This window comes from Rhodococcus sp. UYP9 (assembly GCF_040547235.1).
GTDB lineage: Bacteria > Actinomycetota > Actinomycetes > Mycobacteriales > Mycobacteriaceae > Rhodococcoides.
This window is the reverse complement of the sequence record NZ_JBEPPH010000011.1, coordinates 36,617-59,372: the sequence shown is the minus strand read 5'-3', so window position 1 is coordinate 59,372 and position 22,756 is coordinate 36,617. Positions and strand designations below refer to the sequence as shown.

The window sequence follows — 22,756 nt, the reverse complement described above, 5'->3', positions numbered from 1 at the left end:
GGAATCGAGAATCCGCTCTTCTTCGCCGAGGGCACTTCGATGCTCTTCGGTGACGCCAAGAAGTCGGTGTCCGATGTGACCGAGGAACTCAAGGCTCTGTAGCAATCAGGTAGCTGAGCCCGAAAACGACCGAGCCTCGAAGTGAGGCTCGGTCGTTTTCTCGGTTCAGCGCAGCCGCCGCTGTACTGCCATGGCTGCAGTGTCCAGTGGGTTGCGCGCTTCCCTCTGGGCGGCGACGGGTGAGTACAGCATCACTGCGGACGCCGCGGCCCACCATCCGGCGACGATCAGCAGGGTTGTGGTGACGCCGATGATCGTCGCCGCTCCACTGATGATTGCAGCGGTGCCGACCGCCATCACTGCCACAGTTCCGAGGCCCCACACGATCGGTAGATGCCGGGTGGCGGCGACGAGGGTGGCAGCGCACATCAGTGCTGCGCACGCTGTCACGTAGCCGTTGGGGAGCGCAGAGGCAGGAACCCAGCCCGCCGCCCATGTCCGAACCGCAGCGGTAGTCAGCGAAGCACCGATCGTCAGAGTGATCACCGCGCCGATTCCGTAGTGAAGTTTGCGAATCAGGGCTACGACCGTCAGTGCCGCGACGGCAATCAGCACCGGTGTGATGCCGAAGGCCTGGAGCACTTTCTCCGACAGGCCGACAAGTTCGGTCACGACTACGCGTGAGTGCGGGTAGGTGAACCCTAGTGTCGGTAATACGACCAGGATGGTCAGCAACGTCAGAGCTGCTGTTCCGGCCGCGATTGCTCGCACAGTCGTGCCACGTCGGCGGAAGACTGCGTCCAGTTCCTCTTCGTTCAGTTCGACAAGTTCCATGCTGTCGGTGTTCGTGGTCATAGGCCCAGCACCGCTTGGTCTGCACGATTCATGGCCACGACACTGCATCATGACCCTGAGCGCTCGATGTGAATCGGCCGTGAATTCCGTTCAGGTGCTCTCCATGCGGACGTGTGGCGAACGAACGGTTCCGGCGGTTGCGGCTGCGAGCAAGGTAAGAGCCAAGGGAACTGCCATCGCGGCCGTAAGTGGAACGACGTGCGACAACCAGCCGATGACGGCAGGACCGGCGAGGAACCCCACATAACCCATGCCGACGACGCGCGACATATTCGTCGCCGGCGCGCCTGATCCGAGGTTGCCTGCGCTGGTGAATATCTGGGGGATGCTCCCGGACAATCCGAGGCCGAAGGCCGCCCAGCCTGCCAACGCGAGCGGTAGGGACTCGGACACGAGCACAAGGAGCATCCCCGCTGCGGCCACTAGGCTGCCGTAGCGAACGACGGCGACCGGGCCGAATTGCGCGCTGATGCGGTCCGCGCAGAAGCGGCCGACGGTCATCGCCGATGCGAAGAAGCCGAACGCGAGCGCCGCGATCCCGTCCGAGGTGTCGAGATGTTCCTTCACCTGCAACGTGCTCCAGTCGTTGGCGACGCCCTCGGACAGAAACAGCGCGAACGCCAGTGCACCGAGGCCGAGTACCCGCGGAGAGAACCAGCCGAGCGCGGGCGCGTCGGAGCGATTCGGTGATGTCGAGGTGTGAGTCGCGCGCAGTAGAAACGACCGGCACGATGCGATGGCGATCAGGCCGAGTAGCGCGGCGCCGCCCATCGACATCTCGATCGGAAGTTCGGCTTCCAGTGTCGCGGCACCTATCAGTGCTCCGAGTACACCGCCCACAGAGAACAAGGCGTGAAAGGCCGCCATGATCGGTCTCGGATACATGCGCTCGACCTCGACTGCTTGAGCGTTCATCGCCACGTCGAGAGCGCCGTTGGACATTCCCACCACGAACAGTGACGCGCCGAGAGTGACGACGCCGGTCGACAGTGCCGGCCCCATCAATGCAACGCCCAACATCGAGGCCGAAAACATAACGAGTCGATCACTGCCGAAGCGATCGGAGAGGCGCCCAGAAGCCTGCATTCCGAAGATCGCGCCGACCGCAAGAAGGAGCAGCAACGATCCCAGCGTGGCGTGCGAGATGCCGGTGCGGCGCTCGACCATCGGAATGTGCACGACCCAGACGGCAAAGAGGAACCCGTTGACGGCGAATATCGTGAAAATTGCGACGCGTGCCCGTTTCATGCGCGGCGGTACGCCAACGGGAACATCTACCACGAAGCCCAACGTTACCTGGCGATTGTCGGTCGAGTCGGGCCCTGGCGCACTGCATGCCTGTTCGGAAGAAGTATTCGGTGCTGAGTCAGGTGCGGATTGCGCCACTGCTGTGACGCTGGTCACAACGCGTGATTTCGTCTGGCGGCACCAGTGGGAGAGGGCGTAGTTTCTTCCCATCGGCCATGAGCGGTATTCGTTACAGATGGAGCGTAACGATCCTGAAACGGTCTCGACCAGGTCAATGCCTCTTGGGTCTCATCGGCATCACGAGGCGGAGCCGCTCGAAGGAGAAATCATGACGCTCGCAGACGCTCGTTGTTCGGATGCTGTCGCTACTGCCAGCGGTGAAGCGCAGACCCTCTCTCGAAGTCAGCTCGACATGATGCGTGCATTCTTTTGCTATGAATTCGAGGTTGCTCGACTCGAACGCACCTCGCTACCCGAGGCCACTCCCGAGGTCGTAGCCGAGTGGGTCGGCGCCCTCGAGATGAGCGGGCTGTTCGCTGGAGCAGAACTACGCACAATGGCAGACGCCTGGCTCCGTGAGCCCGAATCGCTCGTGTCTCTCCTGGTGGGCGACGTCGATGAGATCGCTGCCCGCCGCGAGGTGGGTTCGACGGTAGAAAGTGTGACCTCCAGCGATGCCGATACAGATTTGATGCGCGCCAGCTGATCCCACCCCCGCTGTCGGGGTCTTGGCTACCATCCTCCCAATCGAGTAAGTGCTGGAGGGAAGGAAGCAAATGACCACAGCAGGTGTGGACGAACCCGCAGTCGCCGAGTGGATCGGAAGTCTGGGTATCGGTGCGGTGTCGCCGTTGAATTTCGAGCGCGTCGGCAACGGACAGTCCAACTTGACCTACTCCGTCAGTGATGCGGGCGGGAGTCGGTGGATCATGCGTCGGCCACCGCTCGGTCACCTGCTGGCGTCGGCACACGACGTCGTGCGTGAGCATCGAATCATGTCCGCGTTGCAGAACACACCTGTTCCGGTACCCAAGATGCTGGCTGTGTCGGACGATCCCCGGATATCGGAAGTACCTCTCGTACTGATGAGCTTCGTGGACGGCGTGGTCCTAGACTCGGTGAACACTGCGGAACGGTTACCAGCGGAGGTCCGTAGAGCAGTCGGCCTCAACATGGTGGGGGCCTTGGCCGCCATCCATCGCGTAGATCTCGAGAGCGTCGGCCTTCTCGACCTTGCAAGCCACGGCTCGTACGCGGCCCGTCAACTCAAGCGCTGGACAAAGCAATGGGAGCAGTCCAAGTCTCGTGAGGTGCCCGCAATCGACTCCCTCGCCGAGCGATTGGCGGCAAACATTCCCGAGCAACACGAGCTTTCGCTGGTACATGGCGATTTTCATCTCAACAACGTGATCGTGTCACCGACCAGGGGTTCGATTCTCGCCGTGGTCGACTGGGAGCTCAGTACGCTCGGTGATCCACTCGCCGACCTCGGCGGGCTTCTCGCCTACTGGCCCGAGGCAGGGGACGCCGTCGCGGGCCCCTTCATGGCGTCCACTGCGGCAGGATTCCCGACGCGCGATGAACTGACTGCCGAATATGCGGCCAAGACGGGCCGTGATGTCACGTCGGCAGGATTTTGGCAGGTGCTGGCGCTGTGGAAGCTTTCGATTATCGCCGAGGGTGTCATGCGTCGGGCCGAGGCCGATGTCCGTAACCGCGCCGACGCCGGATCTCCCACGACTTCGTTGATCGACGACATCGTGGGGCGGGCCGTGTCGACCGCGGACGATATCGGCATTTAGTTCGGTATCACCAGAGTGCGTGCTGCTGCTTCGATTTCGGTGGGAATCGGCACAGGTCGACGGGTCTGGGCGTCGACGTAGACGTGTACGAAGCGGCCGGTTGCAGCAAGCTGCAACTCCTCGCCTACGGCTTCACGAAAGAGGGCGAGCTTGTAGACGATGCTGCGTGTTCCGAGTTTTTCGACCGACAGCCCGACTTGGAGTCGATCGGGGAACGACAGCTCGCGGTGGTAATTGCACGAAGTTTCTGCGACGACGCCGATCGCGGACAGTAGCCGAATGTCGAGGCCGGTCGTCGCCATCAGCCACCCGTTCACCGCAGTGTCGAAATACGAGTAATACGTGACATTGTTGACGTGGCCATAGTGGTCGTTGTCGTCCCACCGCGTCCCGACGGGCCACAGAGCGGGGTATTCGGATGCCGGGTTGTGCTCGGCGCGCTGATCGGCGGAGGCAGTCATGCATGCTTACTCTATCGGCTTACGCGCTAGAACCCAGCGCAGGAGCAGGCCGACAACCAGAGCCCAGAATGCCGATCCGATACCGAAGACCACCACGCCCGAAGCGGCGATGAGGAAGGTGAGGATTGCAGCCTCACGACCGGTCACTGCTTTCAGTGCGCCGGCGAGCGATGCACCGAGTGTTCCGAAAAGTGCAAGACCGGCAACCGTTTCGACGACGCCGGGTGGAGCAACCGCGACGAGGGTAGCCACGGCTGCCGAGCACAGTGCGAGGAAAAGGTAGAACCACCCTGCCGAAAAGGCTGCGATCCAGCGTCGTTTCGTGTCCGGATGCGCACTGGGTCCAGCTGCCAGCGCAGCGCTGATGGCGGCCAAGTTGATTGCGTGACCGCCGAATGGGGCACCGAGGACAGTGCCGATTCCGGTGATACTCGAGACCGGTCGCCACGGGACGTCGTAGCCGAACGAGGTCATCACCGCCACTCCCGGGATGTTCTGCGACGCCATGGTCACGATGTACAACGGCAGCGCTATTCCGATGATTGCCTGCCATGTCCAGTGCGGCATCGTCGGATCGATTCGTGGAATCAGATCGAGTGCGCGGGGAATTCGATCCTGACTCGACACATCGATGGCGATGACGATCGCAGCCGCGCCGAAGGCAGCAGGAACCGCCCAACGCTGGGAGAATCGTTGCAGGACAAGCCATACCAGAATTACTGGAGCGATCACCGCCGGGGAAGTAGCAAATGCTGTGACCGGTTGCAGGCACAACGGCAGCAGTACCCCGGCGAGCATCGCTTGGGCGAGTGATGTCGGAATCGATTGGATCAACTTGCCCAGTCGGGGCCACAGCCCCGTTGCGACGATCAGGACACCCACCACGACGAAGGCTCCGACGGCTGCAGGCCAGCCGCCGACGACAGTTCCGGTGCCCGCCAGCAACGCTGCGCCAGGAGTCGACCAGGCGAGCGTGATGGGCTGTCGATAGCGGCGCGAGAGATACACCATGCCGACACCTTGGGTGATCATGACGGCGAGGAGTCCTGAGGCTGCTTCGGTCGGCGTTGCTCCGACGGCACGAAGTCCGGTGAGGACGACGGCGAACGAACTGGTGAATCCGACGAGCGCGGCGACGATGCCTGCGAGGATCGGCTGCACTCGTCCCTCATCGGGCGCAGTAGTGGTGGCTGGGTGATCGGGCACGAATGTAGATGATGCCCTGTGACATGCGATGGCGCGCGATCAGCGAGTTCGAGAAAACAGGGCACGCGGAGGCGCATACTTTTCACATGCTCGTCCGAAACCTGGCAAGTGTGGTTGTTCTGCTGATGGCCGGTGCGTTCTGTGCCCCTAGTGCGCAGGCTGGTCCGATCGTCGAGCACGTCAACCTCGGTGACAGCTTCAGCGCGGGCAGCGGTGTGCTTCCACTGGCCGCGGGCGCTCCACTCGGGTGCCTGAGGTCGGAAAGAAACTTCGCTCGGATCGTTGCAGAAGAGCGCGGTCTTCAGCTCGAAGACGTGAGCTGCGGCGGGGCGTCGACCGAGGACTTCTACGGCCGTCAGCACCCCGACACCCCGCCTCAATTCGATGCGCTGTCGGACTCGACCGACCTGGTCACCCTGATGATCGGGGGGCGACAGCGACGTTTTCGCCCGTGCGATCTCCTCGTGCGTCAGTGCGGCACTGCAATCGCCGGGTGCGTACAGCCCGTGTGCAGATCAGTACGGGACAAGTTTCGAAGACACCATCACCTCGCGGACCTACCCGGCCATTCGGCAGGCGCTCGGCGACATCGAGCGGCGCGCTCCACGGGCGCGCGTGGTCGTCGTCGGCTATCAGTGGCTCCTCCCGCCCACGATCGGGTGCGCGCCGCAGATGCCGGTCGCGCCGGGAGACGTCCCCTACCTGCGCAGTCTGCAGCGGACGCTGAACACGAGCATCGCCAGCGCAGCCGCCGAGACCGACACGACGTTCGTCGACATGTCCGTGGTGTCCGAGGGGCACGATGGTTGTCAGGCTGTCGGAACGAGGTGGGCCGAACCGCTGTTGTTCTCGGATCAGTTCGTACCGGTGCACCCCAACGCTGCTGGAGAGGCCGCCATGGCCGCGGAAGTGGAGAAAGCGTTAGCGTCGTGAAAACTCGGATGCACGGGCGATTTGATCGCCTGTAGGCCGAACACCGGTGTAGAGGAAGAACTGCTCTGCCGCCTGCAATGCGATGACCTGCGCGCCCGTTACTGCCGGTTTGCCTGCGGCACGTGCTGCGGCAACGAACGGCGTCTCCGACGGCATCGCCACGACATCGAATACTGCTTGCGCAGAATGGATCTGGGCGTCGGTGAACGGTGACGCGTCGGCATCGGGCCCGCCTTCCATGCCGATGGGAGTGACGTTCACCAGAAGGTCCGCAGCCACGGACTCCGGTGCCCAGTCGTACGCGTAGGCCTCCGCGAGCGTATTTCCGGTCGTGGAGTTGCGCGCAACGACTGTTCCCTTGGTGAAACCAGAATCGCGAAGCGCCGCGACGACAGCTTTCGCCATCCCACCGCTGCCGGTGACGGCGACGGTGAACTCTGATGAAAAGCCCGAAGCAGCAAGGAGATCCGCGACGGCCTGGTAGTCGGTGTTGTAAGCGTGCAGGACGCCGTCTTCGTTGACGATGGTGTTCACCGACTCGATGGCACGCGCCGAATCGTGCACTACGTCGACCAGCTCTATGGCAGCTTCCTTGAACGGCATGGACACGGCGCAACCACGGATACCGAGCGCGCGGACACCGCCGATGGCCGCGGGCAGGTCGGTGGTGGTGAACGCCTTGTACAGGTAATCCAGGTCCAACTCGTGGTAGAGGTAGTTGTGGAATCTGGTGCCGATGTTGCTGGGACGCCCGGACAGTGACATGCAGAGTCTGGTGTCCTTGGTCAACGAGCGAGTCATGACCCCAAGTCTATTCCGGCCGGCCGTAGGCAGTATCAGCAGTTCTCGGCCACCGTGGCCAGGGCGCGCTGATCCGCCTGCGTGATGGGTAGCCCGTATTGCGCGGCCACGGAGAGATATTTCCCTGCGTAGAAGCAGTGATATGCCTTGTTCGGGGGCAGCCAGTGCGAAGGTGTGTCGTCGCTCTTCGACTGATTGTCGTGTCCGTTGACAGCGAGAAGATTGAAATCGAGGTCGTTGGCGAATCGCACTCGCTTGTCCGGTAGCCACCCGTTGGCGCCCATGTCCCAGGCTGCGGACAACGCGTACACGTGATCGATCTGAACCGCGCTTGCGTCCGATTTGCTGAACTTCACGACCTCACCCGAGTACGGGTCGGCAAGAGAGCCTTCGAGGACGACACAGTTGTGGGTGCCTTCCCGGAACACCAACGCGCTCATACTGCGAGCGAGGACGTTGTTGCGGGTGTCGCAACCGTCGTGACCGCCGGGTCCGTCGTAGTCGTCGGTCCATGCTGGACCGAAGACGCAACCTTCACTCTTTTTGCACCCACGCTCGTAACCGAGGGCATCCGGCCTCGCGGCAACGACCGGCACCTGGGCGAGAAGTTCCTCGATCTGCACGCGGGTGGGGCTGCCCGGCGCAGGAGGCGGAGGTGCGAAACCGGGTATCCCGCTATCGCAGGAACCGAACGCCGCCATCGCGAAAGTGACCGCCACCAACAGCAGCGCGATACGCAGCTTCTTCACACACACCCAATCCTCGAACCACAGTTGACTCTCGAGAGTGTGCCGTATGGCACCGACAAAGGTGCAATCAGCCGACTTCCAGGACGACCTTGCCCGCAACGTGCCCATCTTCTACGAGTGCCAATGCCGTGCCTGCTTGCTCCAGAGGAAAAACATGATCGATACGTGGACGTAGAACTCCCGAGGCAACCAGTTCTGCCAGACGCGTGAAGGCGACCGCAGTGCGATCCCGGACCACCGAAGTACCGCCCAGCGAACCCGCGAGTGTCGGGTCGGCCACGCTGATGATCGGGGCACCTGATTTCGCCAGCTTTGCCGCGGCTCTCAAGGTGTCACCCCCGACCAGGTCGAAAATGCCGTCCACTCCCTCCGGCACGGCAACCATGATCTCGTCGGAGAAACTGTCGCCGGACTCGACGAACTTCGCGCGCATACTCTCCACCCACTCACGCTTTGCCGCGCTCGCTACTCCGACCGCGGCGATTCCGTCGGCGTGAGCCAACTGCAGCGCCGAGGATCCGACGCCACCGCCCGCACCGAGCACCAGCAGAGTGTCCTTCTTGCGCAGCCCCAGCTGATCGAGTGCGTCGTACGCCGTGCCGGCCGCGACTGCGAGTGTGGCGGCGGAGGTGAACGGAACGCTCTCCGGCTTGTGCGCTGCATTCGCAGCGTTCAACACGGTGTACTGCGCATAGCCGCCATGGCCGGACGCCGTCGCGCCGAAGACGTGATCGCCGACCGAGAATCCGTCGACGTGGGGGCCGATCCGAACGACGGTCCCCGCCACCTCTCGTCCCAGAACCGCAGGCAGAGGCGTCCGAACAGTGTCCTTGCGGTTACCTGCCCTTACCTTCCAATCAGCCGGATTGACCCCAGCGGCATGGACGGCGACGAGTAGTTGTCCCGGCCCAGGATCGGCGATGGGAATGTCGAGAAAGTATTCGGTTTCGGGGCCACCGTACTCACTGAATCCGTAAGCGATCATCTACATACTGTGCCTCAATGTCCGGTTCTTCCGTTACCGAAGTCGCCTCGATTCGCCGATTTATCGGTCTCCGAATGGGCATGGTGTTCCGATTACGCACCGAGCGGACGGGATCCCGTCGGAAATGGATGCAACTGGAACACCACACCCAACTGCGCTGATACCGCCCTGCTTGGATGGACCAATGCTGCATGGTCTCTGGTCTCCAGGTTCGGGGCTGATGCTGTGGCAGGAAGGGGTGTCCGGCAGTGAACCGGATCTTCCGGCCACGCACGCCCGGGCGGCGGCCCGGACCTTCCGTCACAAGGTCGAGGTCGCGTTCCCGCCTGCAGGTGCGGGCGACCCACGGGTGGTACGTGTGCCTGCTCTTGCGCTCGCGCCGGTCGATGCTGCCGAGCTTCTACTGCGCACCCCGGCCTCGCACGCGGCGATGTCCGGGGACCTTCGGTATCTCGGGCATGTTGCGCGAGGAGTCGAGCGATGGGTGCGGGCCGGGCGCGTCGTGCCCGCGCTGATCCTCATCGAGGGGCACTGGTGGCCCCGGTGGCGTCTCGTCGGTGGGGAACGTCAACGCGCATGGCTCAGCGAACTGGCTGTGACGATGCCTTCGGTCCAGTGTCATGGCAACAGGCCGAAGAAGTTGCTGGAGGACTTCCTCGAAGAGATCACCGACCCGATCGTGAGATCGATACTGGGAAGGCCTGATTCGGATCATCCGTTGTTGGCAGCCCTCGTTCGCGACGATTCCGTCGAAGACGGTACAACGCAGACCGCGACGTTGTTGGACAAGTGGCGGGCAAGCCTCACCGTCGACGAACCCGCGCTCGTGTTGCGTCTGCTGGAGCCGGACGACGAGGCCGCGGAGGCAGACGAGAGCGAAGGGGCGTTGTGGAAGCTTCAGGTGTGCCTGCGGGCCGATGGGGAAGCTCCGATTCCGGTGCCCATGAGCCGAAAGGTCGACGCGAGCCTGTTGAGCACGGCGGTCCGCAAGCTCGGAGAGGCGGTCGCGGCGTACCCGCGGTTGCGTGACCTCCCGTCCCACCCTGGGACCCTGGATCTTCTGCTGCCCACCTCTGTGGTGATCGATCTGGTCGAACACGGCGCGAAAGCACTTTCGGAGTCGGGGACGACCGTCCTGCTGCCCAGGGCATGGAGTCGACTGGACCCGTCGATGCGACTGCGGGTCGATTCGCCTGCCGTGACGAAGGCCGCCGAGAACCGCGCCGTCGGGATGGATGAGTTGGTTTCGTACGACTGGCAACTGCAACTCGGCGACATGGTGCTGACGGAGGCCGAGTTGAATCGGCTGGCAGTGTCCAAGGGCGACCTGGTTCGTCTTCGTGGGGTGTGGGTGCTGGCCGACGGAAGCCAGCTCGCCGCCGCCGCCAAATACGTTGCGCAGCATCATGGCGACGGAACCGAACTGGGCAAGTTGATGCGCGAAATGACGATCTCCTCGCCGCCGCCTGCACCCGTCGAGGAGATCACCGCTACCGGGTGGGCGAAGACGCTGCTGCAGCCCGACGCCGTCCCGGAGCGGATTCCGTTGCCAGCGGGGGTGAATGCTGTTCTGCGGCCCTACCAGGAACGTGGTCTGGACTGGTTGGCGTTCATGTCTCGGTTGGGGTTGGGCGCAATTCTGGCTGACGACATGGGTTTGGGGAAGACGCTGCAGGTGCTGGCTCTGCTCGCGCACGAGAAGAGCCCGACGCCGACGCTGTTGGTCGCACCCATGTCGGTCGTCGGCAACTGGCAGCGTGAAGCCGCGAAGTTCACTCCTGACTTGCGGGTCCTGGTTCATCACGGTCCGGCGCGGTTGCGGGACGACGCCCTCGAGCAGGCGATCACCGAGCACGACCTCATTGTCACGACTTACGCCCTGATGGCCAAGGATCGAGCGCAGTTCGCGGCACGGACGTGGCGTCGGGTGGTTCTCGATGAGGCTCAGCACATCAAGAACGCCGGGACGGTTCAAGCCAAGGCTGCTCGCGCGATTCCCGCCGATCTGAAATTGGCATTGACCGGCACGCCCGTCGAGAACAGGCTGGACGAGCTTCGATCCATTCTCGATTTCGCGAACCCGGGAATGCTCGGTGCGCCTGCCGATTTCCGCAAGCGGTTCTCGGTGCCTATCGAGCGTGAGCAGGACGAGAGTGCGGTCACACGATTGCGCGCGATCACCTCGCCGTTCATTCTTCGTCGCGTCAAGACCGATCCGACGGTCATTGCCGACCTGCCGGACAAGGTCGAGATGACGGTTCGCGCGAATCTGACGGCCGAGCAGGCGGGGCTCTACAAGGCAGTCGTGGACGAGATGATGGCTCAGATCGCGGACGCGAAGGGCATGAAGCGTAAGGGGGCAGTGCTCTCTGCCCTCACTCGCTTGAAGCAGGTCTGCAATCATCCTGCGCATTTCCTGTCCGACGGTTCGCCGGTGATCAAGCGTGGTCAGCATCGGTCCGGCAAGGTCGGATTGGTGGAGGACATTCTCGATTCGGTTCTCGGGGACAACGAAAAGGTGCTGCTGTTCACGCAGTTTCGCGAGTTCGGGGAACTCGTCGGACCGTATTTCGCCGAGCGGTTCGGTACCGAAGTTCCGTTCCTGCACGGTGGCGTCAGCAAGACGAACCGTGATGCGATGGTCGAGAAATTTCAGGAGGACGGCGGGCCGCCGATCATGATGCTCTCCCTCAAGGCAGGCGGCACCGGTCTGAACTTGACTGCGGCCAATCATGTTGTGCACCTAGATCGGTGGTGGAACCCGGCGGTGGAGAATCAGGCTACCGATCGTGCGTTTCGAATCGGTCAACGCAAGAACGTTCACGTGCGAAAGTTGTTGTGCGTGGGCACCGTCGAAGAACGTATCGATGGGATGCTGGATTCGAAACAGGATCTTGCGGACCTCGCCGTCGGGACGGGTGAGAACTGGGTGACCGAGATGGACACCGGCGAATTGCGTGAGTTGTTCCGCCTCAGCGAAGATGCGGTGGGGGAGTGATGGCAGACTTCGGGCAGTACGGTAGACGTCGTAAAGTCAAGGGCGGCATCGAATCACAGAACAAGCGTGGAGCTTTCGGGCAGACCTGGTGGGGCCGCCACTTCGTCACCGCCATGGAAGAGCTGGCAGATCCGGGTCGGATTGCGCGGGGGCGTACGTATGCCCGAGGTGGTCAGGTGCTGACGCTCGGGGTCGAACGAGGTCAGATCTACGGTGAAGTTCAGGGAAGTCAACTCGAACCGTTCTCTGCATCGGTGACCGTGGATCCGCTGTCACAGGGTGAGGTTTCGGCTCTGGTGGGCAGGGTGCGCTCCAATCCGGGGATGCTTGCCGAACTGGCGTCCAACGCGATTCCGCAGGCGCTTGCCTCGACGCTTCTGCCGCACGACAAGGGTCAGCTCGATTTCGATTGCACGTGCCCGGACGACGGGTGGCCGTGTAAGCATGCGGCCGCGCTGATGTATATCGCGGCCGAGCATATCGACGCTTCGGCAGCGACGATTCTGACGCTGCGTGGCGTCGATCTGGAAATGTTGATCGAGGATGTCGGGGAATCCGAGGTCGAGTTCGATCGCGAGGACTGGTTCGGCAACGAGATGCCGTTTCCGTCGTTGCCGCGTGTCGAGTTTTCTCCGGCAATCGACGATCTCGACCCGCTGATCCTGCGCCGCGCCTTCCGCTCGGGTGGCTACGAGGAGTTCGAGGTCAGCTCCGCTGTCGCCGATCTCGTGGGCTTCTATCGGAGGTTGGGCGAGTAAGCCTCTAGACATACATGGATGTCCGACTATAGGATGACAACACATCATCTTCTCGTATCGGTTAGGACGGATCTCATGACTCGCGAGCTCTCGCACTTCATCGGCGGCAAGCACGTCTCCGGCACCTCGGGCAACTTCGGTGACGTTTTCGATCCGAACACCGGCGAGGTGCAGGCACTCGTGCCGCTGGCCAGTGATGCCGAGGTCGAGGCCGTGATCGCGGACGCAGAGAAAGCCCAGATCGAATGGGCCAAGTGGAACCCGCAGCGTCGCGCCCGCATCCTGATGAAGTTCGTCGAGCTCATCAACCGGGACATGGACGAGCTGGCCCGGTTGCTCTCGAGCGAGCACGGCAAAACCGTCGCAGACGCCAAGGGTGACGTCCAGCGTGGGCTCGAGGTCATCGAGTTCGCGATCGGTGTTCCGCACCTGCTCAAGGGCGAATACACCGAGGGCGCCGGTGGAGGCATCGACGTCTACTCCATGCGTCAGCCGCTCGGCGTCGTTGCAGGTATCACCCCGTTCAACTTCCCCGCAATGATCCCGCTGTGGAAGGCCGGCCCAGCCATCGCTACCGGCAACGCATTCATTCTCAAGCCTTCCGAGCGAGACCCCTCGGTGCCGCTCAAGCTGGCCGAACTGTTCCTCGAAGCAGGTCTGCCGCCGGGCGTCTTCAACGTCGTCAACGGTGGCAAGAACGCCGTCGACGTTCTACTGAACGACGATCGCGTCAAGGCCATCGGCTTCGTCGGCTCCACGCCGATCGCGCAGTACATCTACGAGACCGCCGCCAAGAACGGCAAGCGTGCACAGTGCTTCGGCGGCGCCAAGAACCACGCCCTGATCATGCCCGACGCCGATCTCGACCAGGTCGCCGACGCACTCCTCGGTGCCGCGTACGGCTCTGCGGGTGAGCGTTGCATGGCGATTTCGGTTGCTGTTCCGGTCGGTGAAGAGACGGCCGACGCACTGGTGGCCAAGTTGACCGAGCGTGTCAAGAACCTGAAGATCGGCCGCAGTGACGACGAGAACGCGGACTTCGGTCCACTCGTCGGTAGCGATGCACTGAAGCGAGTCAACGACTACACCCAGATCGGCGTCGACGAGGGTGCCGAACTCGTCGTCGACGGGCGCGGCTTCGAGCTCGAGGGCCACGAGAACGGATTCTTCGCCGGCGCAACACTGTTCGACAAGGTGACGACGGACATGCGCATCTACAAGGAAGAGATCTTCGGTCCCGTCCTGATCGTCGTCCGCGCCGAGGATTACGAGGATGCACTGCGTCTGCCGTCCGAACACGAGTACGGCAACGGTGTCTCGATCTTCACTCGCGACGGTGACACCGCGCGTGACTTCTGCTCACGCGTTCAGGTCGGCATGGTCGGCGTCAACGTCCCGATTCCGGTGCCGATCGCGTACCACACCTTCGGTGGTTGGAAGCGTTCGGGATTCGGCGATCTGAACCAGCACGGACCCGATTCGATTCGCTTCTACACCAAGACCAAGACGGTCACGCAGCGTTGGCCTTCGGGCAAAAAAGAAGAAACTGCGAACCACTTCGTCATCCCGAACATGGACTGACCGCCGATGTTCACATTGACCGAGGACGAACGGGCGATCAACGAAACAGCACGCGACTTCGCCGACGAGTTCCTGGCACCGAAGGCAGTCGAATGGGATCAGAACAAGCACTTTCCCGTCGACGTACTGCGCAAAGCTGCCGGCCTGGGTATGGGCGGAATCTACATCGGTGAGGACGTCGGCGGGTCGGATCTGACGCGCGTGGATGCGGTGCGCATCTTCGAGCAACTTGCCACCGGTGATCCGTCGATCGCGGCGTACATCTCCATCCACAACATGGTGACGTGGATGATCGACACCTATGGCAACGACGAGCAACGTCGTCAGTGGGTGCCGGGGCTGTGCGCGATGGACCAGCTCGGAAGCTACTGCCTCACCGAACCAGGTGCCGGATCCGATGCCGCGGCACTGACGACCAAGGCTGTCCGCGACGGCGACGACTACATCCTCAACGGAGTGAAGCAGTTCATCTCCGGGGCCGGGGTATCCGAGATCTACGTCGTGATGGCGCGAACGGGCGAAGCTGGGCCCAAGGGCATTTCGGCAATCGTCGTACCGAAGGACTCCGCAGGCCTGTCGTTCGGAGCGAACGAGAAGAAGATGGGCTGGAATGCCCAGCCGACGCGGCAGGTCGTCTTCGAGGATGTCCGTGTTCCGGCCGCCAACGTGCTCGGAAACGAGGGCGACGGTTTCCGCATCGCGATGAACGGCCTCAACGGCGGACGCCTCAACATCGCCGCCTGCTCGATCGGTGGCGCACAGAGCGCTCTCGACAAAGCGGTGTCCTACCTCGCCGAGCGCAAGGCCTTCGGCAATCGATTGCTCGACGCGCAGGCCCTGCAGTTCCGACTGGCAGATATGAAGACCGAGCTCGAAGCCGCCCGAACTCTGCTGTGGCGCGCTGCGGAGGCGTTGCAGACCGGGGCCGAGGACAAGGTCGAACTCTGCGCTATGGCAAAGAGATTCGGAACCGACACCGGATTCGACGTCGCCAACGCCGCACTGCAGTTACTCGGTGGCTACGGCTATCTCGCGGAGTACGGTGTGGAGAAGATCGTCCGAGACCTTCGTGTCCATCAGATCCTCGAAGGGACCAACGAGATAATGCGAGTCGTCGTGGCTCGCTCGATTGTGGGAGCAGCATGAGCGAACCCGAGGTGTTGTTCGACCTGCGCGGTGGCGTCGGCCGAATCACGCTCAACCGTCCGAAAGCCATCAACGCGTTGAATCATGCGATGGTGCTCGACATCGCGCCGCAGCTCGAGAAGTGGGCCGTCGACGATGAGGTCGAACTGGTACTCCTCACCGGCGCAGGCGAACGTGGCTTGTGTGCCGGTGGTGACATCGTCTCGATCTACCACGACGCAAAAGAGGGCGGTAGCGGGTCGAAGGTCTTCTGGCGCGACGAGTACATCCTCAATGCGGCTATCTCGCGATTCCCCAAGCCGTACGTGGCAATCATGGACGGAGTGGTGATGGGCGGCGGTGTCGGACTGTCCGCCCACGCCAACACCCGAATCGTGACCGACCGCTCGAAGCTCGCGATGCCCGAGGTCGGTATCGGTTTCATCCCCGACGTCGGCGGGACGTTTCTGCTCTCCCGTGCCCCCGGAGAATTGGGAACGCACCTCGGCCTCACCACCGCCCGCATGGGTGCAGGTGACGCCATCGCGGCCGGGTTCGCCGACCACTACATCCCCTCCGACAAGTTGCCGGACTTCTACGCTGCACTCGAAACCGGAACCCTCGCCGATGCGTTGGCTTCGTTCACCGAACCGGCACCCACATCGAGTCTCGACGCTGCACGCAGCTGGATCGACGCCGCGTACAGCGCCGATACCGTCGAAGAAATCGTGGACCGCTTGCGGCGCAGTGAGGTACCCGACGCACACATGGCTGCCGACGACATCGAATCGAAGTCACCGGTCGCCCTGAAGGTCACGCTGAAATCGCTGCGGCGGGCCGCCGATGCCGCCTCGCTCGAGGAAGTCCTCGACGATGAATATCGGGTGTCCTCGGCCAGTCTGGATTCACATGACCTCGTCGAGGGAATCCGAGCACAGGTGGTGGAGAAGGACAGAAACCCTAAGTGGTCTCCGCCGACACTCGCCGATGTCACCAGCGAGGACGTCGATCGCTATTTCGCCCCGTTGGGTGCCGCCGAACTGGGATTGAGCAACGAACTTGGAGGGCAGCGATGAGTGAGAACACGATCGGTTTCGTCGGTCTCGGCCATATGGGCGGACCGATGGCAGCGAACCTGGTGAAAGCCGGATACACGGTTCAGGGCTTCGATCTCGTCCCTGCAGCGCTGGCGCAGGCAACGAAGGACGGCGTGACCGTCGTCGAATCTGCCGTGGCTGCAGTGTCGAACGCGGATGTCGTGATCACGATGCTGCCCAACGGCAAGCTCGTGCTCGATCTGTACAAGGATCTACTTCCAGTTGCCGCGCCTGGAACCTTGTTCATCGATTCCTCCACCATCGATGTCGCCGACGCGCATGCGGCGCACAAGCTTGTCGACGACGCGGGCCACCGCGGTCTCGACGCTCCGGTATCGGGTGGTGTCGGCGGTGCGACTGCGGGCACGCTGACGTTCATGGTCGGCGGGTCCGAAGAGGACTTCGCCTCGGCTGCAGCTGTTCTCGATGTCATGGGTCGCAAAGTGGTGCATTGTGGCGCAGCAGGCAACGGCCAAGCCGCCAAGATCTGCAACAACATGATCCTCGGGGTGTCGATGATTGCGATCAGCGAGGCCTTCGTGCTCGGTGAGAAGCTCGGCCTCAGCAATCAAGCGTTGTTCGACGTCGCATCCACCGCGTCCGGGCAGTGCTGGGCGCTGACTACCAATTGCCCTGTGCCAGGACCGGTTCCGACCAGCCCGGCCAACAACGACTACACTCCAGGGTTCGCGGCAGCCTTGATGGACAAAGATCTCGGTCTTGCTGCCAATGCGCTGCGCAACAACGGTGTTCACGGCGTCCTCGGACTCAAGGCCGCTGAGCTCTACTCCGAGTTCAAGGAAACATCCGGTGGCGGAACGGACGTGGACTTCTCCGGCATCATCAACGACATTCGCGAACGTTCGACAGGGGAGAGTACATGAGCGACTACGAAACAATTCTGCTGGAGCGGCGAGGTCGCGTCGGTATCATCACGCTGAATCGGCCGAAGGCGCTCAACGCGTTGAACTCTCAGCTGATGCACGAGGTGGTGTCCGCGGTCGAAGACCTCGACGGCGACCACTGTATCGGAGCCATCCTGATCACCGGCTCGGAGAAGGCATTCGCTGCGGGTGCCGATATCAAGGAAATGCAGCCGAAGTCCTACATGGACGTCTATGTCGAGGACCTGTTCAGTGCCTGGGATCGACTGTCGGCAGCGCGCACACCGATCATTGCGGCTGTATCGGGATATGCGCTCGGTGGCGGCTGCGAGCTGGCGATGCTGTGCGATGTTCTGATCGCTTCCGACACAGCGGTATTCGGTCAGCCGGAGATCAAGCTGGGGGTCATCCCCGGAATCGGTGGGTCGCAGCGCCTCACTCGCGCAGTCGGTAAGGCCAAGGCGATGGAGATGGTCCTGACCGGGCGAAACATGAAGGTCGACGAGGCCGAGCGAGCGGGGCTCGTCTCGCGAATCGTGCCCGCCGCAGACCTGCTCGACGACGCTATCGCCACCGCGACGACCATCGCCGAGATGTCGCTTCCGATTGCGATGATGGCCAAGGACGCGGTCAACCGTTCGTTCGAATCCTCGTTGTCCGAGGGCATTCGTTTCGAGCGTCGGCTGTTTCATTCGACCTTCGCGACCGAGGATCAGAAGGAAGGCATGTCTGCCTTCATCGACAAGCGTAAGGCGACATTCGTCAATCGGTGACCGATGCGTTCAGCCCTGTTGTCCGACAGTGACAGCAGGGCTGCTTCGTGCGCGGACACAGCGAAGCTGAGCGTGCTCCCTTCACCAGGCCGGTGAGGACCCGATGTCCTCGAAGTCACCTGCTGTGCGCCTCAGTTCGGCAAGAATACGCACCAGCGACGTCAGGCGTTCCTTCGGCAAACCAGGCTTGCTGAATACCTGTTCGTTGAGTTTTTCGGTGGCGTCGACGGCCAGTGTGCGACCCGCTTCGGTGATCTCCACCAACGTAGTTCGACGATCACTCGGGTGAGGCATTCGGCGCACGTAGCCCGCCGCTTCGAGGCGGTCGACGGCGTTGGTGACGCTAGTGGGGTGTACCTGCAGTCGCGCACTGGCCTTCGCCATCGGCAGTGCACCGTTCTTGGTGAACGTCAGCAGGGTGAGAAGTTCGTAGCGGGAGAACGTCAATCCAGTGGGCTTGAGCGTCTCTTCTACTCGCGCGAGCATGATCTGCTGAGCCCGCATCAACGAAGTGACAGCGGCCATTCCGTCGGCGACGTCACCCCATCCATGTGCGGTCCACTGACGGTGGGCCTCTGCTATGGGATCGAGTGGAAGTGGCGCTGGCATTCCTCCATCCTCCCATGGGACGCGGGGAGGATGCCCGTCTCTGCCCAGTAGAACGATGCCTGCTGCAATCGTGTCCTCGACCCGAAAGGTCAGGCAAGCAGTTGAGGAGCTCTGGCTACGGTCACAGCCCAGTCCGCACCCTCGTGCCACGGTCGCAGATCCCACGTCGAGAAGCGGTGCTCGTGAAGTAAGCCGGCCGACTTCAGGTCGGCGTCGAACTTCTCCACGGTGTACTCCCTGTCGGTGGCGAATCCGGCGACGAAGACTCCTCCGGGCTTCAGGTGCGCCGCCATCCGCTCGAGAGCTGATCGTTCGGTGCCCGGTGTCATGAAGACCATCACGTTGCCGGCGACCACGACGGCATCGAATGTCTCACCGAGGTCGAGTTCGGTCAGATCGGCCTGATGAACTGTCAGGTCGGTGTGCTCTCGTGCGGCTTCGACGAAGACCGGATCGAGATCCACTGCGGTGACTCGATGTCCGCGCCGGGCGAGTTCGGCGCCGAGACGGGCTGTGCCACAACCTGCGTCGAGGACCGAACTGCCCGGCGCCAGGAGTGCGTCGACCATCCGCGCCTCGCCGTGTAGGTCGACGCCTCGCGCTCGAAGTCGCGCGAAACGTTCGACATACTCTCTGGACTGGTCCTCGGTGTTGTCGATCTGCCAGCGTGTCGGAGCCATCCCGCCACCCTAGCGTTCACCGGGGTCGTGCATCACCGACCTGCGGAGTTATCTCGTCCCGAACCGGCGGTCGATGTCTTCGCCGTCGAGGCCGAAGTCTTCGAGCGTGTACTTGTGAGCGGGCCGCCGTTGCCCACTTCTGCTTTCGGTGTGCATGGCGTCCATGGCGGAGCGTGCATTCTCGGTGAGATCGAGTCCGAAGTTCTGGTACACCTGCTCGACTGTGCGGAGGGGGTCGGCGACGAAGTCGTGGTAGTCGACGTCGTAGAACTGCGCCGAGTTCGCACCGGACCGTGCGGCGGAGAAACTGTTGAGCCCACGCTCCCACAGATCGACCTGGGTGCGCCCGATGACGTTGCCGCGGAACAGGTCCGACCAGCCTTCGGTGGCGTGTTCGGCGAGGCTGCACATCGACGGCATGATCGTGCGGGGTTCGCGGTGGCACTGGATGACCAGCGCGTCCGGGTAGACCTGTAGCAACTCGTCGAGTGCGAACAGGTGGCTCGGATTCTTCAGAACCCAACGGCGATCGGTGTCGTTCATTCCGATGAGCTGGAGGTTCTTCCGGTGTCGCTGGTAGGTCGAGAGCCAGCTCTGTTCGGCCAGCCACGCCGAATAGGTCGGTAGGTAAGCAAGGCATTCGTAGGCTATGGACTGCCCCGATTGTCGCAGTAGCTGCCAGCATTCCTCGACTTCGGCGGCGGACATGTAGTGCACCCCCATGAACTCGGGGTGTTCGACGTGGTGTTGCGCAAACCCTTTCTCGATCTGCGCGAACAGAGGATTGGTTTCCCAGGTCTCACGCGGCGGCCGAGGTTGCGGCATCTCGGTCAGCCACATCTCCAAACCCTGGTGCGACGGGTCGGCGGTGAGCAGCCGATGCAGCGCCGTCGTGCCGGTGCGAGGAAGGCCGGTCACGAAGATCGGCCGCTCGATCGTGACGTCGGCGTGTGTCGGATTCTGCTTCCACGCGAGCTCACTGAGTGAACGCGCGACCAGCGCGCCGCGCAGGAAGTACCGGCTCATCTTCGATCCGAGTGCGGAAAGTTGGGCATCACGGTTGTACGAGTCGAGCAGGACACCGAGAGCTTCGACATAGTCGTCGGAACCGAAATCGTCGAGGCCGGTGAACTTGGTGGCCGATCTGTGTAGATCCTCGACGGTACCGACGTCGGTGCGTTCCGTGCTGGTCATGTGCGCTCCTAGTGGTGGTATTCGCCGCAGTTGACGTCGAGACATTGGCCGGTGATCGCGCGAGCCGACGGGGAAGCGAGGAATACGACGGCGTCGGCGATCTCGTCGGGTTCGGGCAGCCGTCGCAAGTCCATCGTCGCGGCAGTTTGCTCGTAGATCTGTTCGCTGGTGATGCCGTACTTCTTCGCCATGTGGTCGAAGTAGCCTTTCAGTGACTCGCCCCAGATGTATCCGGGCGCAACAGTGTTGACCCGAATTCCCTGCGGGCCCAGCTCGCTGGCGAGGGTTTGCGACATGGCGAGCAATGCAGCTTTGGCGATCTTGTAGCCGCCGTACTTGGGCTGCGAGTGCCTGATGACGGCCGAGTTGATCATGACGATCGAACCGGTGGACTCCGCCAACGCCGGGGTGAACAACTGCGAGAGGCGCAGCGTTCCGAACAGTGACAGTTCCAATCCCTGCCGGATGACGGCAGGGTCGGTGTGGGCGAGGTCTTTCATCGACGGTATCGCGAAGGCATTGTTGACAAGTACGTCGACGTGGCCGAACTCCTCGACTGCACGGGTGACCAGCGCTTGGGAAGAAGCTTCGTCGGTGATGTCGGTCGTGACGGTGACCGCTGTTCGGCCGAGTTCGGCAACTTCTTTGCCGACTTCGAGAAGGTAGCTTTCGGTGCGTGCGGCCAGCACCAGATCGGCGCCCGCGGCGGCGCTGCGTAGTGCGATGGACCGGCCGAGGGATGGTCCGACGCCGGAGACGACGACAACTTTGCCGTCGAGTTGTCCTGTCATCCGAGCATCCTTCGTCCGACAGCGTCGCGACGGGCTGCGATGCGCAGGGCGAAGTCCGCCGGTGAAATCTTGTTCGCGTCGTAGTGCGGTAGATGCGAGGAAATGTCGTCGAAGTCGACTACTTCTACGGTGGGTCCGTCTGCCGCGGTCATCTCTCGGGCGACTCGTTGCCATCGGAACTGCGCGTAACCGCGGGCATGACCTGTCGTTTCGATCCAGTTGGTCACCTGCGGGTTTCGTTCGCTGACCACCAGCCGGATGTAGCCGTCCGGATCGGTCTGCGCCTGCTCTGCAGTCAACGAAGTTTGGTGGTTGATGTAGTCGAGGGAGATGTACCACATGCTGCCCAGCTGGAACCCTTGATACGGTGCGTCGGACACGGGCACCGTGATGATCATGGCCTGGTCCTCGCGCAGTTCGTAGTGACCGGCCGAAGAATACTGGGTGCTCAATCCTCCTGGCGTGAGCCGCGGTTCGGTGAGGGTGTTGACGTCGAGATTGAGGTAGAACCACTGTGGGAACTGCAAAAAGGTGTGGATGCGGCCGAGGAGCATCTTGCCTGCGGTGGCATAACGTTTCGCCACAGATTCTTTCGTGGGCGGCGCGGGGGATTCCCCTGATGTGCCTGCCCGATGGATGGTGAGCGTGCCCCTCGCTGCGGACCAGTCGTTGTAGACCTCGCGGACAACCAGCATCGAGGAACCCTCGCCGAGGGTGAAGTGGTTGGGCAGGTCGGAAGGACGACCGAAGTGCACTTCGAATGTGCCGTCGTCGGCGATGTCGATCGAGCGATCGTCGAAGGCGGTCAAGCTGTCCGGCACATCGACGGGGGAGTAGTCACCCTTGAGTATCTGAAAGCTGAGATCGGTTGTGGTGCCCCGTGTTCCGCGTACGATGTATTCCGCATCGTCACGAATGTTGGCGTGAAAGTAGAGCGTGTCCGGGTTGTCGAGGCCCATCTTCGTGTACGGGCCGGTCGAGCTGGCGAAGAACGGGAAGTCCTTGTCGTACGCCCAGGCCATCTGTATGGATGCGCGGATGCTGCCGGCGAGGTAGTCGTATCCCTCGAGCAGGTCCTGTTCTGTTCGTATGTGCGGAGCGTCTTCGATGATCTTCTCGGCCGCTGTGATTGCTTCTGCGAGTGAATCGGTGAGCACACCCATCTCCTCGTGCCTAGTGGTACAAATATGTACCGATGTGGTAGAACGGGTTCTGTATCGACAATA

At 62.4% G+C, this 22,756-nt stretch carries 22 protein-coding genes; 10 read left to right on the top strand and 12 right to left on the bottom strand.

Going from position 1 to position 22,756, the window contains the following annotated elements; genetic code table 11:
* Nucleotides 1-165: 165 nt before the first annotated feature.
* Together ABIB36_RS21540 and ABIB36_RS21535 are read right to left on the bottom strand one after the other, a co-directional pair.
* Nucleotides 166-855: a hypothetical protein gene (locus ABIB36_RS21540; RefSeq protein WP_084346469.1), complete on the bottom strand. Its 690-nt coding sequence runs from the start codon at nt 853-855 to the stop codon at nt 166-168.
* A 90-nt stretch (nt 856-945) separates the two neighbouring features.
* Nucleotides 946-2,103, bottom strand: coding sequence for an MFS transporter (locus ABIB36_RS21535; RefSeq protein WP_084346468.1), 1,158 nt, complete (start codon nt 2,101-2,103; stop codon nt 946-948).
* A gap of 328 nt (nt 2,104-2,431) precedes the next feature.
* Between ABIB36_RS21535 and ABIB36_RS21530 the strand changes: the two genes are divergently transcribed.
* Nucleotides 2,432-2,809, top strand: coding sequence for a hypothetical protein (locus ABIB36_RS21530; RefSeq protein ID WP_354563450.1), 378 nt, complete (start codon nt 2,432-2,434; stop codon nt 2,807-2,809).
* Nucleotides 2,810-2,879: 70 nt separating this feature from the next.
* Nucleotides 2,880-3,905: a phosphotransferase family protein gene (locus tag ABIB36_RS21525; protein WP_354563452.1), complete on the top strand. Its 1,026-nt coding sequence runs from the start codon at nt 2,880-2,882 to the stop codon at nt 3,903-3,905.
* Here ABIB36_RS21525 and ABIB36_RS21520 read toward each other — a convergent pair.
* Together ABIB36_RS21520 and ABIB36_RS21515 are read right to left on the bottom strand one after the other, a co-directional pair.
* A complete protein-coding gene (locus ABIB36_RS21520) occupies nt 3,902-4,366 on the bottom strand; it encodes an acyl-CoA thioesterase (RefSeq protein ID WP_084346465.1) in 465 nt (154 codons plus the stop codon). The two genes, ABIB36_RS21525 and ABIB36_RS21520, sit on opposite strands and share 4 nt — an antisense overlap.
* Nucleotides 4,367-4,372: 6 nt before the next feature.
* A complete protein-coding gene (locus tag ABIB36_RS21515; protein ID WP_084346464.1) occupies nt 4,373-5,572 on the bottom strand; it encodes a benzoate/H(+) symporter BenE family transporter in 1,200 nt (399 codons plus the stop codon).
* Nucleotides 5,573-6,028: 456 nt separating this feature from the next.
* Here ABIB36_RS21515 and ABIB36_RS21510 point away from each other — a divergent pair, with 456 nt between their 5' ends.
* Nucleotides 6,029-6,505 (top strand): GDSL-type esterase/lipase family protein, encoded by a 477-nt coding sequence (locus ABIB36_RS21510; RefSeq protein ID WP_354571689.1) that lies wholly within the window; start codon nt 6,029-6,031, stop codon nt 6,503-6,505.
* On the opposite strand, the gene ABIB36_RS21505 is transcribed toward ABIB36_RS21510, so the two are convergent.
* The 3 genes from ABIB36_RS21505 to ABIB36_RS21495 all read right to left on the bottom strand — a co-directional run bounded on the left by ABIB36_RS21505 (nt 6,494) and on the right by ABIB36_RS21495 (nt 9,040).
* The gene (locus ABIB36_RS21505; protein WP_084346463.1) at nt 6,494-7,306 is read right to left on the bottom strand and encodes a shikimate 5-dehydrogenase; all 813 of its coding nucleotides are present in this window, start codon (nt 7,304-7,306) and stop codon (nt 6,494-6,496) included. The two genes, ABIB36_RS21510 and ABIB36_RS21505, sit on opposite strands and share 12 nt — an antisense overlap.
* Nucleotides 7,307-7,341: 35 nt before the next feature.
* Nucleotides 7,342-8,007, bottom strand: coding sequence for an HNH endonuclease family protein (locus tag ABIB36_RS21500; RefSeq protein WP_354563512.1), 666 nt, complete (start codon nt 8,005-8,007; stop codon nt 7,342-7,344).
* A gap of 115 nt (nt 8,008-8,122) precedes the next feature.
* On the bottom strand, nt 8,123-9,040 hold the full coding sequence (locus ABIB36_RS21495; RefSeq protein WP_354563457.1) for an NADP-dependent oxidoreductase: 918 nt from the start codon (nt 9,038-9,040) through the stop codon (nt 8,123-8,125).
* A 184-nt stretch (nt 9,041-9,224) separates the two neighbouring features.
* On the opposite strand from ABIB36_RS21495, the gene ABIB36_RS21490 reads away from it, so the two are divergent.
* The 7 genes from ABIB36_RS21490 (at nt 9,225) to ABIB36_RS21460 (ending at nt 18,256) form a co-directional block, all read left to right on the top strand.
* Nucleotides 9,225-12,038: a DEAD/DEAH box helicase gene (locus ABIB36_RS21490; RefSeq protein ID WP_354563459.1), complete on the top strand. Its 2,814-nt coding sequence runs from the start codon at nt 9,225-9,227 to the stop codon at nt 12,036-12,038.
* Nucleotides 12,038-12,796, top strand: coding sequence for an SWIM zinc finger family protein (locus tag ABIB36_RS21485; protein ID WP_269306544.1), 759 nt, complete (start codon nt 12,038-12,040; stop codon nt 12,794-12,796). The genes ABIB36_RS21490 and ABIB36_RS21485 overlap by 1 nt, the downstream gene beginning before the upstream one ends.
* A gap of 75 nt (nt 12,797-12,871) precedes the next feature.
* Entirely contained in the window at nt 12,872-14,377 is a 1,506-nt protein-coding gene (locus tag ABIB36_RS21480; RefSeq protein ID WP_354563462.1) for a CoA-acylating methylmalonate-semialdehyde dehydrogenase, read from the top strand.
* Nucleotides 14,378-14,383: 6 nt separating this feature from the next.
* A complete protein-coding gene (locus ABIB36_RS21475; protein WP_084346458.1) occupies nt 14,384-15,523 on the top strand; it encodes an isobutyryl-CoA dehydrogenase in 1,140 nt (379 codons plus the stop codon).
* Entirely contained in the window at nt 15,520-16,578 is a 1,059-nt protein-coding gene (locus ABIB36_RS21470; protein WP_084346457.1) for an enoyl-CoA hydratase/isomerase family protein, read from the top strand. The genes ABIB36_RS21475 and ABIB36_RS21470 overlap by 4 nt, the downstream gene beginning before the upstream one ends.
* Nucleotides 16,575-17,483, top strand: a complete 909-nt coding sequence (gene mmsB / locus ABIB36_RS21465) for a 3-hydroxyisobutyrate dehydrogenase (RefSeq protein WP_084346456.1) — start codon at nt 16,575-16,577, stop codon at nt 17,481-17,483. Before ABIB36_RS21470 ends, mmsB begins: the two co-directional genes overlap by 4 nt.
* Nucleotides 17,480-18,256, top strand: a complete 777-nt coding sequence (locus ABIB36_RS21460; RefSeq protein ID WP_354563466.1) for an enoyl-CoA hydratase — start codon at nt 17,480-17,482, stop codon at nt 18,254-18,256. The genes mmsB and ABIB36_RS21460 overlap by 4 nt, the downstream gene beginning before the upstream one ends.
* A gap of 81 nt (nt 18,257-18,337) precedes the next feature.
* Here ABIB36_RS21460 and ABIB36_RS21455 read toward each other — a convergent pair whose 3' ends face one another.
* From ABIB36_RS21455 to ABIB36_RS21435, 5 genes are all read right to left on the bottom strand, one after another.
* A complete protein-coding gene (locus tag ABIB36_RS21455) occupies nt 18,338-18,865 on the bottom strand; it encodes a MarR family winged helix-turn-helix transcriptional regulator (protein ID WP_354563468.1) in 528 nt (175 codons plus the stop codon).
* A gap of 89 nt (nt 18,866-18,954) precedes the next feature.
* Nucleotides 18,955-19,545 (bottom strand): class I SAM-dependent methyltransferase, encoded by a 591-nt coding sequence (locus ABIB36_RS21450; protein WP_354563470.1) that lies wholly within the window; start codon nt 19,543-19,545, stop codon nt 18,955-18,957.
* A 48-nt stretch (nt 19,546-19,593) separates the two neighbouring features.
* Complete coding sequence (locus ABIB36_RS21445; RefSeq protein WP_354563473.1) at nt 19,594-20,739, bottom strand: sulfotransferase family protein; 1,146 nt, start codon at nt 20,737-20,739, stop codon at nt 19,594-19,596.
* Nucleotides 20,740-20,747: 8 nt separating this feature from the next.
* A complete protein-coding gene (locus tag ABIB36_RS21440; RefSeq protein ID WP_084346451.1) occupies nt 20,748-21,530 on the bottom strand; it encodes an SDR family oxidoreductase in 783 nt (260 codons plus the stop codon).
* On the bottom strand, nt 21,527-22,687 hold the full coding sequence (locus ABIB36_RS21435) for a hypothetical protein (RefSeq protein ID WP_084346490.1): 1,161 nt from the start codon (nt 22,685-22,687) through the stop codon (nt 21,527-21,529). Before ABIB36_RS21435 ends, ABIB36_RS21440 begins: the two co-directional genes overlap by 4 nt.
* Nucleotides 22,688-22,756 lie beyond the last annotated feature (69 nt).